This window comes from Mycobacterium sp. SMC-21, from assembly GCF_045310825.1.
GTDB lineage: Bacteria > Actinomycetota > Actinomycetes > Mycobacteriales > Mycobacteriaceae > Mycobacterium.
On record NZ_JBJIAO010000028.1, the window covers coordinates 33,479 to 48,436 of the forward strand.

At 68.2% G+C, this 14,958-nt stretch carries 17 protein-coding genes; 9 read left to right on the plus strand and 8 right to left on the minus strand.

The features are described 5' to 3' along the window. Window positions 1-13 precede the first annotated feature (13 nt). From pstA to ACJH6H_RS21950, 5 genes are all read right to left on the minus strand, one after another. Entirely contained in the window at window positions 14-928 is a 915-nt protein-coding gene (gene pstA / locus ACJH6H_RS21930) for a phosphate ABC transporter permease PstA (RefSeq protein ID WP_318987087.1), read from the minus strand. An 8-nt stretch (window positions 929-936) separates the two neighbouring features. Continuing rightward, window positions 937-1,968 (minus strand): phosphate ABC transporter permease subunit PstC, encoded by a 1,032-nt coding sequence (pstC, locus tag ACJH6H_RS21935; RefSeq protein WP_036427561.1) that lies wholly within the window; start codon window positions 1,966-1,968, stop codon window positions 937-939. 72 nt (window positions 1,969-2,040) lie between these two features. Continuing rightward, window positions 2,041-3,150 carry a phosphate ABC transporter substrate-binding protein PstS gene (pstS, locus tag ACJH6H_RS21940; RefSeq protein ID WP_406775812.1) on the minus strand — a complete coding sequence of 370 codons (1,110 nt, stop codon included), beginning with the start codon at window positions 3,148-3,150 and terminating at the stop codon, window positions 2,041-2,043. 149 nt (window positions 3,151-3,299) lie between these two features. Then, window positions 3,300-4,190: a mycothiol synthase gene (gene mshD / locus ACJH6H_RS21945; protein WP_406775813.1), complete on the minus strand. Its 891-nt coding sequence runs from the start codon at window positions 4,188-4,190 to the stop codon at window positions 3,300-3,302. Continuing rightward, complete coding sequence (locus ACJH6H_RS21950; protein ID WP_346414829.1) at window positions 4,187-4,963, minus strand: response regulator transcription factor; 777 nt, start codon at window positions 4,961-4,963, stop codon at window positions 4,187-4,189. Before ACJH6H_RS21950 ends, mshD begins: the two co-directional genes overlap by 4 nt. Before the next feature lie 208 nt (window positions 4,964-5,171). On the opposite strand from ACJH6H_RS21950, the gene lmeA reads away from it, so the two are divergent. The 8 genes from lmeA (at window position 5,172) to ACJH6H_RS21990 (ending at window position 9,739) form a co-directional block, all read left to right on the plus strand. Then, entirely contained in the window at window positions 5,172-5,969 is a 798-nt protein-coding gene (gene lmeA / locus ACJH6H_RS21955) for a mannan chain length control protein LmeA (RefSeq protein ID WP_318987066.1), read from the plus strand. After that, on the plus strand, window positions 5,966-6,391 hold the full coding sequence (locus tag ACJH6H_RS21960) for a thioredoxin family protein (RefSeq protein WP_318987067.1): 426 nt from the start codon (window positions 5,966-5,968) through the stop codon (window positions 6,389-6,391). The genes lmeA and ACJH6H_RS21960 overlap by 4 nt, the downstream gene beginning before the upstream one ends. 29 nt (window positions 6,392-6,420) lie before the next feature. Further along, complete coding sequence (locus tag ACJH6H_RS21965; protein WP_350224456.1) at window positions 6,421-6,513, plus strand: Ms5788A family Cys-rich leader peptide; 93 nt, start codon at window positions 6,421-6,423, stop codon at window positions 6,511-6,513. Between the two features lie 82 nt (window positions 6,514-6,595). Continuing rightward, window positions 6,596-7,063, plus strand: a complete 468-nt coding sequence (locus tag ACJH6H_RS21970; protein ID WP_212813441.1) for a DUF4395 domain-containing protein — start codon at window positions 6,596-6,598, stop codon at window positions 7,061-7,063. Between the two features lie 38 nt (window positions 7,064-7,101). Continuing rightward, the gene (locus ACJH6H_RS21975) at window positions 7,102-7,938 is read left to right on the plus strand and encodes a sulfurtransferase (RefSeq protein WP_061001504.1); all 837 of its coding nucleotides are present in this window, start codon (window positions 7,102-7,104) and stop codon (window positions 7,936-7,938) included. Between the two features lies 1 nt (window position 7,939). Next, window positions 7,940-8,242, plus strand: coding sequence for a DUF1416 domain-containing protein (locus ACJH6H_RS21980; RefSeq protein ID WP_020098804.1), 303 nt, complete (start codon window positions 7,940-7,942; stop codon window positions 8,240-8,242). Between the two features lie 291 nt (window positions 8,243-8,533). Then, entirely contained in the window at window positions 8,534-9,193 is a 660-nt protein-coding gene (locus ACJH6H_RS21985; RefSeq protein ID WP_212814988.1) for an FABP family protein, read from the plus strand. Between the two features lie 141 nt (window positions 9,194-9,334). Further along, the gene (locus tag ACJH6H_RS21990; protein WP_244872684.1) at window positions 9,335-9,739 is read left to right on the plus strand and encodes a hypothetical protein; all 405 of its coding nucleotides are present in this window, start codon (window positions 9,335-9,337) and stop codon (window positions 9,737-9,739) included. Between the two features lie 239 nt (window positions 9,740-9,978). Here the strand turns inward: ACJH6H_RS21990 and ACJH6H_RS21995 are convergent, their stop codons facing one another. After that, complete coding sequence (locus tag ACJH6H_RS21995; protein ID WP_371824591.1) at window positions 9,979-10,767, minus strand: aminodeoxychorismate lyase; 789 nt, start codon at window positions 10,765-10,767, stop codon at window positions 9,979-9,981. Between the two features lie 57 nt (window positions 10,768-10,824). Between ACJH6H_RS21995 and ACJH6H_RS22000 the strand changes: the two genes are divergently transcribed. Next, a complete protein-coding gene (locus tag ACJH6H_RS22000) occupies window positions 10,825-11,892 on the plus strand; it encodes a folate-binding protein YgfZ (protein WP_212813445.1) in 1,068 nt (355 codons plus the stop codon). Here the strand turns inward: ACJH6H_RS22000 and ACJH6H_RS22005 are convergent. Further along, window positions 11,889-13,364, minus strand: a complete 1,476-nt coding sequence (locus ACJH6H_RS22005) for an APC family permease (RefSeq protein WP_212813447.1) — start codon at window positions 13,362-13,364, stop codon at window positions 11,889-11,891. The two genes, ACJH6H_RS22000 and ACJH6H_RS22005, sit on opposite strands and share 4 nt — an antisense overlap. Before the next feature lie 74 nt (window positions 13,365-13,438). Then, complete coding sequence (locus ACJH6H_RS22010) at window positions 13,439-14,905, minus strand: aldehyde dehydrogenase (RefSeq protein ID WP_212813449.1); 1,467 nt, start codon at window positions 14,903-14,905, stop codon at window positions 13,439-13,441. Window positions 14,906-14,958 lie beyond the last annotated feature (53 nt).

Genomic DNA, 14,958 nt, shown 5'->3' on the forward strand with positions numbered 1-14,958 from the left:
ACGGTACTCCTGCTCAAACTTTCTTCGGGGCAAAGAACTTGGCGCCCAACCGCGCCGCCACGTTCAGCAGCGCGATCAGCAGCACCAGGGTCAGTGCCGCTCCCCACATCCGGTCGGTGGGGACCTCGTTGGCGCCGGCACCGGCGCCGATCTGGTCGTACATCATGCCCGGCAGCGAACCCATGAAGCCGCCGAACATGTCGAAGTTCATGGCCTGTGCGTAGCCCACCAGGACCAGCAGCGGGGCCGTCTCACCCATGACGCGGGCCAGCGACAGCATGACGCCCGTGACGATGCCCGACAGTGCAGTCGGGATGACAATGCGCACAATGGTTTTCCACTTCGGGATACCCAGTGCGTAGCTGGCCTCACGCAGGTCCATCGGCACGATGCGCAGCATCTCCTCGGTGGACCGCACGATGACCGGGATCATCAGCAGCACCAGAGACAGCGACACCGCGAAGCCCGTGCGCTGGAAGCCCAGGGTCGCGACCCACAGCGCGTAGACGAACAGCGCGGCGACGATCGACGGGACACCGGTGAGGATGTCGACCATGAACGTGGTGACCTTGCCCAGCTTGGTGCCGCCCCCGTACTCCACGAGGTACACCGCCACCATCACGCCGATCGGGATCGAGATGACGGCGCACACCAGCGCCTGCAGCACGGTGCCGACGATGGCGTGGTACGCGCCGCCGCCCTCGACGAACGCCGTCATGCCGGACTGCGAGTTGGTGAACCATTCCGACGCCGTGAGGGCCTTGTAGCCCTTGGTGACAACGGAATACAGCACCCACACCAGCGGGATCAGCGCCACGAGCAGTGACAGGCTCACGAGCACCGTCGCGACCTTGTCGGTCACCTTGCGGCGCAGGCCCACCCCTTCGAACGACTGGTGCTTGACGGGCCGCTCCAGCATCGCCGCCATCTTTGCGTTCATTTCGCCGTCCTTCCGGCCACGACCGCGCGCGCCGCGGAGTTCACCACGAACGTCAGGATGAACAGCACCAGGCCGGCGGCAATGTAGGCGCCTGCTTTGTACTGGTCGTTGAATTCGCTTGCGGTGGCCGCGATCTTGCTGGCGAACGTGTAGCCGCCGTCGAACAGGGTCCAGCTGAACTGGGTCTGCGTACCGCGCAGGATGATCAGCAGCGCGATGGTCTCACCGAGCGCGCGGCCGAGGCCGAGCATGGCGCCGCTGATGTAGCCCGAGAGGCCGAACGGCAGCACGGTGGTGCGCACGACCTCCCAGCGGGTGGCGCCCAGCGCCAGCGCGGCTTCGATCTGGCCGCGCGGCGTCTGGATGAAGACCTCACGGGTGACAGCGGTGATGATCGGCAGGATCATCACCGCGAGCACGATGCCAGCGGTGAAGATGGTGCCGCCGCCGGCGACCGAGGCGTTTCCGGTCTTGAACAGGAACAGCCAGTCGAGATTCTTGTTGAGCCACAACGCAAACGGCTTGAGCACGGGTGCCAGCACGTAGAGGCCCCACACGCCGTAGACGATCGACGGCACCGCCGCGAGCAGGTCCACCACATACGCCAGCGGTCCGGCTAGCCGGCGCGGTGCGTACTGCGTCTGGAAGATCGCGATACCCAGCGCCACCGGCATCGCGATCAGCAGCGCGAACACCGACACGAAGACGGTGACCTGCAGCAGATCGAGGATGCCGAAGTGCATCGCCGAGGTGTCGGTGGTGACCCAGTTGCCACCGAAGGTGAAGAAGTTCTCTTTGTTGCGGGCCAGCGCCGGGATGGCGCGCCACAGTAGGAACACACCGATGGCCGCGATGAGGGCGACGATCAGTACGCCGGAACCCTCGGCGAGCAGGCGGAAAATCCGGTCGCCCAGGCGAACTTTCGAGCCCTTCAGCGGGTCGAGAGACACCGGCGTCGGCTCGGGGAAGGGTGCGGCAAGCGCCTCCCCCGACCCCGCGTCGGCTGGATTCGGTGTTGTCACTGTCATCCTGTCAGGAACCTAACGGTCGTGGGCTCCGGTTCCATCCTTACTGCGATGGAACCGGAGCGCCAGCACTGCTTAAGCGATTGCGTCGACCGACTGCAGCAGACGCGTCTTGAAGGCGTCGGGCAGCGGGATGTAGCCCGCCTTCGACAGGTTGGCCTGCCCCTGGTTGGCGGCCACCTTCAGGAACGACTTCACCGCGGCCGCGGTGTCGGCGTCGTAGCCCTTCGAGCAGACGATCTCGTAGGTGGCCAGCACCAGCGGGTACGCGCCGGCTTCCTTGGTCGAGTACAGCGACTTCAGGTCGAGGGCCAGATCGTTGCCGTCCTTGGCGAACTTGGCGGAGGCAATGGCCTTCTTGGCGTTGTCGTCGGTCAGTTCGACTGCGCCCGAACCGGTGTCGATCTGCGCGAACGGCAGGCCGGCGGCCGCGGCCGGGCTCTTCTCGACGTAGCCGATGGCGCCCGGGGTGGCCTGGACGGCCTGCACGACGCCGGCCGACTTCTGCGCGCCCTCACCGGCGCCGCCCTGGAACTCGCTGCCGGCGCCCTTCTTCCAGCTCTCCGGAGCCGCGGCGGACAGGTACTTCTGGAAGTTGTCGGTGGTGCCCGACGAGTCCGAGCGGTAGACGGGCTTGATGTCGGCGTCCGGCAGGCTGGTGCCGGCGTTCAGCGCGGCGATGGCCGGGTCGTTCCACTTCTTGATCTCACCCTGGAAGATCTTGGCCAGCACATCGGCGTTGACGACGAGCTTGCTCACACCTTCGAGGTGGTAGGCCAGGGCGACGGGGCCGAAGACCAGCGGCAGGTTCCATGCCGGGTTGCCACCGCAACGCTCGGCGGCCTTCTCGATCTGCTCCTTGGCCAGCGCCGAGTCCGAGCCGGCGAAGTCGACCTGCTTGGCGATGAACTGCTGGCGGCCGGCGCCCGAGCCGGTGCCGTTGTAGGACAGGTTCTTGCCCGAGCAAACCTGGCCCCAAGCCTTGTTGAACTCGGCGATCGCGTTCTGCTGCGCGGTCGAGCCCTCGGCGGTCAGCGCGTTCTTGCCGCCGCACTCGGCGGACGAACCGGACGTCGACGACGCGGTGCCGGACGTGTTGTCATTGCCACACGCGGTCATGCCGACGGCAAGCGACGCAGCCGCTGCGGTGACGACGAATGCTTTACCGATGCTGGTGAACTTCACGGGTCCTACTTTCGGTGTCGGCCGATGGTCGGCTTTCAAGGGTCGGCTTCCGACTCCCGCGCAACGTATGCGGCCGTAATGGACGAATCACTGATGCCGAATGAACACCGGGTGAACACGGTCAGGGACTTTTCAGCCAACTCGCCGTTTCAGCTAACGGTCGGAGCCGCCGCGTAGGCGACATCGGCGCTGTACAGCTCGAACCCCAGACGTCGGTAGGTTTTCACCGCCGCGGTGTTGTCTGCCTCGACATACAGCAGTACGGTCCCGTCCGGCCCCAGCCGGTCGGCCAGGTGGTGCAGACCGGCCAGCGTCAGCAACGCCCCGAGGCCGCGGCCCTGCGCGTCCGGGCCCACCCCGACGACGTACACCTCGCCCAGGCCCGAGCCCGGGTGAATCTTCGTCCAGTGGAAGCCGAGCAACCGTTCCCCGGTCAGATCGTCGGCGTCGTACGCCAGGAACAACCCGGCCGGATCGAACCAGGACTCACCCCGGCGCTCGTCCACCTCGGCCTGCGTCCAGCCGCCCTGCTCGGGGTGCCAGTGAAAGGCCGCGTTGTTGACGCGCAGCAGTTCGTCGTCGACTTCGGGCCCGGGATACGTGGTCAGCCGAACGCCCGGGACATCGGTCAGCGCAGGCAGATCGGACAACGAGCGGCGCATCTGCCAGAGTTCGCGCACCGCGGTCAGGCCGAGTGCCGCGGCGGTGGCCCGTGCGGCATCGAGGTTGCCGTGCGCCCAGATTCGGGTGGCCGGACCACCGGCGGCCAGGCCGGTGCGGATCAGGTCGCTGCCGATCCCCCGGCCCCGGGCGCCGACGGCGACGACGGCCTCGGCCATGTCCGGCGCGAGATTCAGATAGCCGACCAGCGCACCGGAGTCATGCGCCAGCAGGTGCCGGGTGCGGTCCAGCGGGAGTTCGCGCAGCACCTGGTCCCCGACCGGGGCCACGCCGTCGGCGGCGGTCGCCGCCGCGACGAGTTCACGGATGGCCGTCTGGTCGGCAGCACTCAGTGCGGTGTGCCAGGTCAGTTCTGTCACTGCACGGGCTGGGTCTGGCGGGCGCCGTTCTCGACGTCACCGGAGTCGCCGTCGTCCTCGTCGTCGATGTCGTCGACCGATTCGGGGGCGCCGTTGGCGCGGCCGCGCGCGGGCCGCACGGCCTTGTAACCGACGTTGCGGACGGTGCCGATCAGCGATTCGTAGTCGGGGCCGAGCTTGGCGCGCAGGCGCCGGACATGCACGTCGACGGTGCGGGTGCCGCCGAAGAAGTCGTAGCCCCACACCTCCTGGAGCAGCTGGGCGCGGGTGAAGACCCGGCCGGCGTGCTGGGCCAGGTACTTCAGCAGCTCGAATTCCTTGTAGGTCAGGTCCAGCGGCTTGCCACGCAGCCGCGCGGTGTAGGTGCCCTCGTCGATGACGAGTTCACCGAGCGTGATCTTGCCGGCGCTCTGCTGGTCGGCGACGCCGTTACGGCGTCCCACGAGCAGACGCAGCCGGGCGTCGATCTCGGCCGGGCCGGTGCCGGGCAGCAGGATTTCGTCGATACCCCACTCGACGTTGACGGCCACCAGGCCGCCTTCGTTGACCACGGCCACCACGGGTACCGACGCTCCGGTGCTGCCCAGCAGACGACAGAGTCCGCGGGCGGCCGCGAGATCAGTGCGCGCGTCGACGATCGCCACATCGGCGTTGCCGGCTTCCAGCAACGACGACACCTCGGTGGGTGCCGGCCGCACACTGTGCGGCAGTAGCGCCAGCGCCGGGAGCACAGACTCCGGGTGCGGGTCGACGGTCAGTAGCAGAAGATCCAACGGGTCCTCCAGTACGTCCGGGGCCGCACCGGACCCGCCCCCGCGACGACGCTGTCGCAGTTCAATCCGATTCAACTCCGGAGAATCATGGCTGACACATGGCCGTTACCGGCCAAGATCATCTAACGATAGCTTGCCACCTGCGATTTAGCGGCTTGGAACGGCCGGTCGCAACACTGCGTGGCTGGCCGTACGCCAGAATGTCCGGATGCGTAAGGTGCTGACCCGGCTGCTGATCCCAGCGGTCGTGCTGATCCTCGCGGTCGTCGGCACCGATTTCGGCTTCGCGATCTTCGCCGAATACCGAATGTCCCGCAGCGTCCGGACCGCGGCCCACCTGCACTTCGATCCGTGGGTGTCCATCCTCGGTTTCCCCTTCGCGACCCAGGCGGCGCGGGGCCGCTACCAGCAGGTCGAGGTCAAGGCCGCCGCCGTCGCGCACCCCGTCGTGGGGAAGGCGTCCATCGAGGCCACGCTGTACGACATGGTCGCGACGCCCAAGTCCTGGCTGATCGGACCCGACGCCAAGTTGACCGCGGCCAAGCTGGAAAGCCGCATCATCGTCGACTCGACCCATGTCGGCCGCTTCATGGGTATCAAGGACCTGTTGGTGGAAGCCCCGACCAACGATTCCAACGACGCCACCGGCGGCACCACCGAATCCGGTATCTCCGAGAACCACGGCCTCGTGTTCACCGGGACCCCGGCCGCCGCCGGCCTGAACAAGCGCGTCAGCGTCTCGGTGGACCTGTCCATCACCGGCGCCGACCACACGAACCTGGTGTTCACGGCGACCGATGTGCTCACCGGTCCGGGCACGGCGGAAGAAAAGGTGCCCGACGACAAGAAGGCCGCGGTCCTGCGGGCCTTCTCCACCACGATGCCGGGGATGAAGCTGCCGTTCGGGCTCACGCCGACCAGCGAGGGGGCGCGCGGCTCCGACGTCATCATCGAAGGCATCGCCACGGGAGTAACCGTGCCCCTGGATGGGTTCAGACAATCATGAACTCCACAGTCGTGGTGCTGACGGTCCTGGTCGCCGCGCTCGGGATCGCGTACATCATCGGGCGTCTGCTGACGCTGCGCGCCGGCCTGATGAAGGAAGTCGTGCCGGCCGAGACGTCGGCCGAAAACGACAACGCCGACCTCGGCCTGTCGACCACCGGCCCGACCGTCGTGCATTTCAGCGCAACGTGGTGCGGACCCTGTGCGGCCGTGCGCCGCGTCGTCGACCAGGTCTGTGATGACCTCGGGGTCGCGCATGTCGAGCTCGATCTGGACGCCAATCCCGTTGCGGCCCGACGACTGTCGGTGCTCTCGCTGCCGACGACGTTCATCTTCGACGCCGCGGGGCAGCAGCGGTACCGCACCGCGGGCGTCCCGAAATCCGCTGATCTGCGCGAGGCCCTGCTACCGCTGTTGGCCTGACCACCCCGTCTTTGGGTAAGCTGTCTGCCGTGTTGGCCCCCCGCGAGCTCCTGCTCACCAAGCGTCGCGCAGTAGATCTGTGCCGCGTTGCGGGTTGTTGCTGTTGTTGTTGTAGCTGCTGAGTAGCCGCGCCGTCATTTCGTGTTGCGCTCCGAGCAGCCCTTCTGTGGCCAGTCCACGATCACAAACAACAGGAGCTTTCCCATGTCAGACAATTCCATCGAAACCCCGCAGGTCGACGTGCGTGGACCCCGCTTCGCAGCCTGGGTCACCACCGCGGTGCTGATCGCTGCGCTGCTGGTGTCGGCTGTCAGCCCGATCGCCGCGGCCGTGATCCTCGGCGTGCAGGCCGTGGTGTTCGCGATCGGCGCGATCGGCGGCCCGCGCAAGCACCCCTATGGCCGGATCTTCGCCACCTTCATCGCGCCGCGGCTGGCGCCGGTGTCGGAGAAGGAACCGGTCGCACCGCTGAAGTTCGCCCAACTCGTGGGCCTGCTGTTCGCCATCGCGGGATTCGTCGGCTTCGCGACGGGTATCACCGCCCTGGGACTCGGTGCCACCGCGTTCGCGTTGATCGCCGCCTTCCTGAACGCTGCCTTCGGCATCTGCCTCGGTTGCCAGATTTACCCCCTGGTGGCGCGACTGCGCCGCACGGGCGTCCCCGCCACCTGACCCGCTAGAGCTCATAAGCAACCGAAAGGAATTCGTACATGGCACGTTCCGACGTCCTGGTCTCGACCGAATGGGCCGAGAACAACCTCGACACCGCCGGCGTGGTGTTCGTCGAGGTCGACGAGAACACCAGCGCCTACGACGACGAGGGGCACATCCCCGGCGCCGTCAAGCTGGACTGGCGCGATGATCTGCAGGACTCGGTCAAGCGTGACTTCGTCGACCAGCAGCAGTTCTCGAAGCTGTTGTCCGACAAGGGCATCAGCAACGACGACACCGTCGTCCTGTACGGCGGCAACAACAACTGGTTCGCGGCTTACGCCTACTGGTACTTCAAGTTGTACGGCCACAACGACGTCAAGCTGCTCGACGGCGGCCGCAAGCGCTGGGAGCTCGACGACCGCCCGCTGGTCAAGGACGCCACCGTCCGCCCGGCGACCTCGTACGAGGCCAAGCCCATTGACAACAGCATCCGCGCGTTCCGCGACGAGGTGATCGCCGCGATCAACACCAAGAACCTGGTCGACGTGCGTTCGCCCGACGAGTTCTCCGGCAAGATTCTGGCTCCCGCGCACCTGCCGCAGGAGCAGAGCCAGCGCCCCGGCCACGTGCCGAGCGCCATCAACGTGCCGTGGAGCCGGGCCGCCAACGACGACGGCACCTTCAAGTCCGACGAGGAGCTGGCGAAGATCTACGCCGACGCCGGCCTCGACGGCGAGAAGGAGACCATCGCCTACTGCCGCATCGGTGAGCGTTCGTCGCACACCTGGTTCGTGCTGCAGGAGTTGCTCGGCCATCGGAATGTAAAGAACTACGACGGCAGTTGGACCGAATACGGCTCCCTGGTGGGTGCCCCGATCGAGTTGGGAAATTGATATGTGCTCTGCACCCAAGCAAGGCCTGACGCTGCCGGCCAGCGTTGATCTGGAGAAGGAAACGGTCATCACCGGCCGCGTCGTCGACGGCTCGGGCCAGCCTGTCGGCGGGGCATTCGTGCGCCTGCTGGACAGCACCGACGAGTTCACCGCCGAGGTCGTCGCGTCGGCCACCGGTGACTTCCGCTTCTTCGCCGCGCCCGGCACCTGGACGCTGCGTGCGCTGTCCAAGGTCGGCAACGGCGACGCCGTGGTGGCGCCGACCGGTGCCGGCATCCACGAGGTCGACGTCAAGGTCGCGTGACCTGAGTTAGTTCTTACTGCCGCGAGCGGCCGTGTTTGTACCCCGACACTCCGTGTCTGGACGTACAGATGCGGCCGCTCGTCGCATCTGAGGGGCCGGTGCGGCGCACGTCACACCGGCATCCCGAGTAACCTGTCTGTCCGTGGTGCTTTTCTTCGAGATCCTGCTGGTCGTGGCCTCGCTGGCCATCACCTGGTTTGCGCTCTACGCGTTGTACCGCCTGATCACCGACGAGTCGTGACGTCCGACCAGGACCCCGCGCACGCGAGGAGCGATTCAGCCCCTGACGGCTTGGGCGAGCTCGGCGCGCTGGCCGGTTCCGGCGACCGCGCCATCGCCGCGGCGGCCGATCGCGCCAAGGCCACGGCCGCGCGCAACGTACCCGGGTTCGACGACCTGCCACTGCCCGCGGATACCGCCAACCTCCGTGAGGGCGCGGACTTCAACGACGCCCTGCTGGCCCTGCTGCCGCTCGTCGGTGTCTGGCGCGGTGAGGGCGAAGGCCGCGATTCCGCCGGTGACTACCGCTTCGGCCAGCAGATCATCGTGTCGCACAACGGCGGCGACTACCTCAACTGGGATGCCCGCTCCTGGCGGCTCGACGAGAACGGCGAATACGCCGGCCCGGGCCTGCGCGAGACCGGCTACTGGCGGTTCGTGAACGACCCGAACGATCCCCACGGGCAGGACGAGTCCCAGGCCATCGAGCTGCTGCTGGCGCATTCGGCCGGCTACGTCGAGCTGTTCTACGGCACCCCGCTGAACCAGGCCTCCTGGGAACTGGCGACCGACGCCCTGGCCCGTAGCAAGTCCGGCATGCTCGTCGGCGGCGCGAAGCGGCTCTACGGCATCATCGAGAACGGCGACCTGGCCTACGTCGAGGAGCGCGTGGACGCCGACGGCGGCCTGACCCCGCACCTCTCCGCGCGCCTGTCGCGCTTCGTCGGCTGACGCTGCTTCGGCTTCGCGTCGGGTTTCGTCGGTCTCGGCGCCGCCACTTCACAGGTGACGCCTAGATTCTCGATATCACTCCCCCATCGGCGCTCTCTAGCGTCTGCCTGGTCAGCAATTCGCAACCAGATTGGGGGAAACGTGGTTCCTTCCGCTATTCGTCTCGCCGTCTTCAGTGCGACTGCGGCCGCGCTGGTCGGCGGTGTGGTCGGGTGTTCGTCGAGCAGCGACTCGGCGCCGAGCAGCTCGAGCACGGCGTCGTCGGCAGCCTCGTCCAGCAGCGCGGCACCGGTGTCCGGCTCGGAAGCTCCGGGCACGCCACCCGGTGGTGACGCCTTCGCGCAGTGCCTGACCGAGCACGGCGTTCCCGCGCCGCCGCAGGGCCCGCCGCCGGGCGCTCCGGGCAAGCACGAGGGCCATCAGGGTCCCCCGCCCAGTGGCGAGCACGGCACCCCGCCGGCTCCTCCCGGGGTCGACGAGAACACTTGGAAGTCCGCGACGCAGGCGTGCAACTCGCTCGCGCCGACGCCTCCGCCGGCCGGCTGACCTACCCCGGACATGAGGCAGCCCCCGAGCCAAGGTTCCTGGTTGGACAAGACCGGGAGGCTCGGGGGCCGGGTGGCTGCGGGAATTCGCGAGTGCGCTCGGGAATTACCCGGCGCTACTAGCGGGCAGCCACCTCACATGTCCTCAAAGAATCAATCAATTTGTCGGACCACCTCCTTCCCTGTGTACGTGCGACCGTACTCCCAGGTCGAAGACCCGACAACCGATTTTTCTCGGGCTCAGATCTGCCGGTCGATCAACCCGCTGATCAAGGCTTCGAAGGGCGAAGCCGCCAGCGTCCGCCCATCCAACGTATGCACCCGCGCCGCCAGCGTGATCGCCGAAAGCAGCCAAACACCTTGCGCGGCAATCAAATCCGGTACCGTCACCCGTCGGTACACGCACTCGATGCCCTGCGCCGCGGCGGCCGCGAACAGCGCGCGCTGCGTGGTCGACGGCAGGATCGACGACGCATCGGGCGTCACCAGGACGGGTTCCCCGGCTGAGCCACGAACCGCCAGCACGACGGCCGAGCGCGGCCCTTCGAGCACCGCGCCCGTCGCGTCGACGAACACGGCGTCGCCGGCGCCGGCCCGTTCGGCGTGCCGCAGCGCGGCCACGTTCGCCGCATAGGACAACGATTTCGCGGCGGCCAGCGGCCAGTGGGGCCGCACCAGAGTCACGGCCGCGACGCCGTCCCGGCGGGCCGCGGCGACGCGCTCCGGCACGGCCGAGACCATCACGAAGGCCACCACACCGTCGACGCCGCGGCCGAGCACCAGCCGCAGCACGGCCTCCCCGTCGGGCCACTGGGCCACCGCGGCCGTCACCGCCGCCCGCCATCGGCCGGCGTCCGGACACGGCAGGCCCGCCAATGCCGCCGACGCCGTCAGCCGCGCCAGGTGCTCGTCCAACAGGCAGACGGCCCCCGAACGCACGAGTGCCGTCTCGAAAACCCCGTCGCCGCGGGAGAACACGGGATCGTCGGCGCGGACCGTGGCCCGGCAGCCGTCGACGGCGACGACGATGGGCGGCGGGGTGGTCACGGCCAGAAGGCTAGTCGGGACGCCAACTACGCTCGAAGCATGAGCGCAGTTCCCGCCCCCGAATCCGGACCCGACGCCGGCGCCGTCTGGCACTATGGCGACCCGCTCGGGGAGCAGCGTGCCGCCGCCACCGAGGCCGTCGTCGTCGACCGCGGCCACCGCGCGACCATCGAGCTCACCGGCGACGATCGCCAGAGCTGGCTGCACACCATCTCGAGCCAGCACGTCAGCGCCCTTCCGGAGGGGTCCGTCGTCCAGAACCTGAGTCTGGACGGCCAGGGCCGGGTCGAGGACCACTGGCTGCAGACCGAACTCGGCGGCGTCACCACGCTGGACACCGAGTCGTGGCGCGGGCAGCCGCTCGCCGACTTCCTGCGCAAGATGGTGTTCTGGTCGAAGGTCGAAGTGAACCCCGCTGACCTCGCGGTGCTGTCGCTGCTCGGGCCCGCCGTCAACCAGTTGGACCTGCCGACCCCGGACGCCGCCTGGACCGCCGCGCCGCTGCCCCAGGGCGGTTTCGTCCGCCGAGTGGGCCCCGACGAGATCGAGCTGGTGGTCCCGCGGGCCGACGCCGCGACATGGCGACAGCGGCTGCTCGACGCGGGTGTCCGGCCCGCCGGGCTGTGGGCCTACGAGGCCCTGCGCGTAGCGGCGCTGCGGCCGCGACTGGGCGTCGACACCGATGAGCGCACCATCCCGCACGAGGTCGGCTGGATCGGCGGCCCGGGCGTCGGCGCCGTACATCTGGACAAGGGTTGCTACCGCGGCCAGGAGACCGTCGCGCGGGTCCACAACCTGGGCAAGCCGCCCCGCATGCTGGTCCTGCTGCATCTGGACGGCGGCGACGACCGCCCCGCGACGGGTGATCCGGTACTCGCCGGCGGCCGGGCGATCGGCCGCGTCGGGACCGTCGCCGAGCATGTGGACCTCGGCCCCATCGCGCTGGCGCTGCTCAAGCGCGGCGTGCCCGCCGACACCGAGCTGACCACCGGCGGTGACGCCGAGGTGCCCGCCGCGATCGACGCGGACTCGCTGCCGGAGGCCGACACGTCTGCCGGCGCAGGCCGGGCCGCGGTGGACCGGTTGCGCGGCGGCGCCCGGAACTAGTTGTCCTGCACCAGCGCCCGGTAGCGGTCGGGACGACGGCACCGAACCCGCTCGGCGACGGCCACGCCCGCGGCGAAGATCGCGGCGATGAGCCCACCGAGCACCACCGCAGTGGTGGTGCTGCCGACCAGGAGCGCGAAGTTCTTGATCACCAGCAGCAGGATCGCGGTGAGCCCGAGGAACGACAGGCCGGGCGCGATCACGGTGTGCCACACGCTCGCACCGTGCTCCTGTGTCCGGAAGAAGACGATGACGGCCAGGCTCGTCATCGCCATGAGGGCGATGAGGCCCAGCGTGGATGCGCCCGAGAACCACATGTAGGTCTGCGTGATCGGGTCCCAGCCGATCACCCCGACAGCCACCATGGCGGCCAGCGAGATCACCGTGAACACCAGCGACGACCGGGACGGCGTGCGGTGCCGCTCGTCGACCTCGGCGAGCGACGCGGGCAGCAGCCCCTTGGTCGCCAACGTGAACTGGTAGCGGGTGATGACGTTGTGGAACGACAGCACGCAGGCGAAGAAGCTGGTCACCAGCAGCACCTGGATGACGTCGGTGAGGATCGGTGAGATGTAGGTGCTCGCCAGATTCTGCACGACGTTCTCGGGCTCGGCCTTGGCGGAATCGACGGCCCGATCCACACCCAGGCCCTCGACAACCGCCCATGCCGCCAGCGCGTAGAACAGTCCGATGAAGACCACGGCGGTGTAGGTCGCCCGCGGAATGGTGCGGTCGGGGTCTTTGGCTTCGTTGCGGAACACCGCGGTGGCCTCGAATCCGATGAAGCAGAAGAACGCGAACATCAGGCCTAGACTCGGTGCGCCGATGGCGAATTCGGACGGTGACAGCGGTACGAGGCTCAGGCCGCCCTCGCCGCCGGACCAGCCGGCTCCGCCTGCACAGATGACACCGATGTCGACGAGCACGACGGCCAGCGTCTCGGCGATCAGCAGTACCCCCAGCACCTTGGAGCTCAGCTCGATGTCGCGGTAGCCCAGCACCCCGACCAGGCAGACCCAGCCAATCGCACTGGCCCACCACGGAATTCCGATGTGCACCGCGGTCAACAGCTTCGACGTGGCCACGCCGAGGTAGGTGTACAGCCCGATGAGCATCACCCCGTAAGACCCCAGCGCGAGTGCCGCCGCGCCCACCCCGACGTGCCGTCCCAGGCCGCGCTGGATGTACGAGTAGAACGCGCCGGCATTGGGCACGTACTTGCTCATCGAGGTGAAACCGACCGAGAACAGCGCCAGGATCACCATCGCGATCAGGAAGAACTGCGGCGCGGCGGCGCTGCCGCTCACCGAGATGATGATCGGGACGCTGGCGGTGACGACGGCCAGCGGGGCCGCCGCGGCGACGACCATGAACACGATGGAGCCGACGCCCAGCCCGCGCTGCAGCATGGTGTGTGTCCCGGGCGCTGCTTCCAGCGTCGTCGCGGGGTCGGATGGTGGAGTGTTGATCATTGATTTTCGGCTTTCTGACGACGCTGTCGGGGTGAATTCCGGGAACCCAGGAACGGCGGGGCGAGCGGGCGGGGTCAGTCGGCGAGCACGCCCCGCAGCACGATGCTCTTGACCTGGGTGAATTCGTCGAGCGTGTAGGCGATCCCTTCACGCCCCAGGCCGCTCTTCTTGTAGCCGCCGAACGCGGCCACGTCGGGCCGGTAGGTGTTGCCGCCGTTCACCGAGACGATGCCGGCCTTGATGCGCCGGCCGGCGCGGATGGCCTGTGTGACGTCGTTGGTGAAAACCGCTGCATTGAGCCCGAATTGGGAGGCGTTGGCGAGTTCGATGGCCTCGTCGAGGTTGTCGACGGCGAGCACCGAGAAGACGGGCCCGAAGATTTCTTCGTCGGTGGCGATGCCGACGCGGGTGTCGATCTCCAGCAGCGTGGGGTCGATGAAGGGACCGCGCCGGGTGCCACCGACCAGCACCCGCGCGCCCTGCTCGACGGCTTCGTGGATCTGCCGTTCGACGGTCCGCGCTGCCTCGACGCTGATGAGCGGACCGACATCGGTGGTTTCGCAGCGCTGATCGCCGACCCGCAGCGCCGCGACCCGCTCACGCAGGCGGTCCACGAACTCCTGATAGCGGGACCGGACGACCATGATGCGTTTGGTGGCCACGCACACCTGTCCGTTGGCGTAGGTGCGCCCCGCGACGGCATGGTCGACGGCCGTGTCGAGGTCGGCGTCGTCGCAGACGATGAAGGCGTCGTTGCCACTGAGTTCGAGGAAGACGCGAACGACGTTGCGGCCCGCGGCGGCGGCGATGACGGCGCCTACCGCGGTGCTGCCGGTGAACGTGACCGCCGCGATGTCGGGGCTGCCGGCCAGGTGCGCGCCGACGATGTGGCCATAACCGGTGACCAATTGCAGTGCGGCGCCGGGCACTCCGGCCCGGTGCAGGATCTCGGTGAGCATGACGGTGACGATCGGGTCGTCCTCCGGCGGCTTGACGATCATGGGGTTGCCCGCGGCGAGCGCGGCCCCCACTTTGTGCGCGTACAACTCGGCCGGGAAGTTGAACGGGACGATGCCCACCATGACGCCGAGCGGCTCACGCACTGTGAGCATGAGGTCCGATTGCAGCCCGTCCTGGATGTCGAGGGGGATGGTCTGCCCGAACAGCCGCAGGGATTCTTCGGCGAAGCCGTCGAAGATGCGGGCGGTGGTGTCGATCTCCGCCCTGGCATCGGAGATGGTCTTGCCGTTCTCCGCCGACAGCATCGCGCTCAGTTGGGCGCGGTCGGCGCGGATCTGTGCAGCGGCGGTCTTGAGGATGGCGGCTCGACGGAACGCCGGTGTTGCCGACCAGGTTTCGACACCGGCCACGGCTGCGTCGAGGGCGTCCTGCGCGTCGGCGACGGTGCCGGCCGGCACGGTGCCGATGAGGTGGCCGTCGAACTTGTCGCGGATCTCGATGACCTGACCGGAGGCGCTGTCGCGCTCCTGACCACCGATCGACATCCGGTGCTTGGCGAGCAGTTCCATTGCTGCGGTCATCGTCGAATTCCTCTCGGGGCGGGCCGTGGCGGCAAGACGCTGCCTATGATGCA

What these genes read in the sequence shown, in the direction of transcription:
- pstA (WP_318987087.1), bottom strand. Translation starts at nt 928, where the DNA reads ATGGCGGCGATGCTGGAGCGGCCCGTCAAGCACCAGTCGTTCGAAGGG.
- pstC (WP_036427561.1), bottom strand. Translation starts at nt 1,968, where the DNA reads ATGACAGTGACAACACCGAATCCAGCCGACGCGGGGTCGGGGGAGGCG.
- lmeA (WP_318987066.1), top strand. Translation starts at nt 5,172, where the DNA reads ATGCGTAAGGTGCTGACCCGGCTGCTGATCCCAGCGGTCGTGCTGATC.
- ACJH6H_RS21960 (WP_318987067.1), top strand. Translation starts at nt 5,966, where the DNA reads ATGAACTCCACAGTCGTGGTGCTGACGGTCCTGGTCGCCGCGCTCGGG.
- ACJH6H_RS21970 (WP_212813441.1), top strand. Translation starts at nt 6,596, where the DNA reads ATGTCAGACAATTCCATCGAAACCCCGCAGGTCGACGTGCGTGGACCC.
- ACJH6H_RS21975 (WP_061001504.1), top strand. Translation starts at nt 7,102, where the DNA reads ATGGCACGTTCCGACGTCCTGGTCTCGACCGAATGGGCCGAGAACAAC.
- ACJH6H_RS21980 (WP_020098804.1), top strand. Translation starts at nt 7,940, where the DNA reads ATGTGCTCTGCACCCAAGCAAGGCCTGACGCTGCCGGCCAGCGTTGAT.
- ACJH6H_RS22000 (WP_212813445.1), top strand. Translation starts at nt 10,825, where the DNA reads ATGAGCGCAGTTCCCGCCCCCGAATCCGGACCCGACGCCGGCGCCGTC.
- ACJH6H_RS22005 (WP_212813447.1), bottom strand. Translation starts at nt 13,364, where the DNA reads ATGATCAACACTCCACCATCCGACCCCGCGACGACGCTGGAAGCAGCG.
- ACJH6H_RS22010 (WP_212813449.1), bottom strand. Translation starts at nt 14,905, where the DNA reads ATGACCGCAGCAATGGAACTGCTCGCCAAGCACCGGATGTCGATCGGT.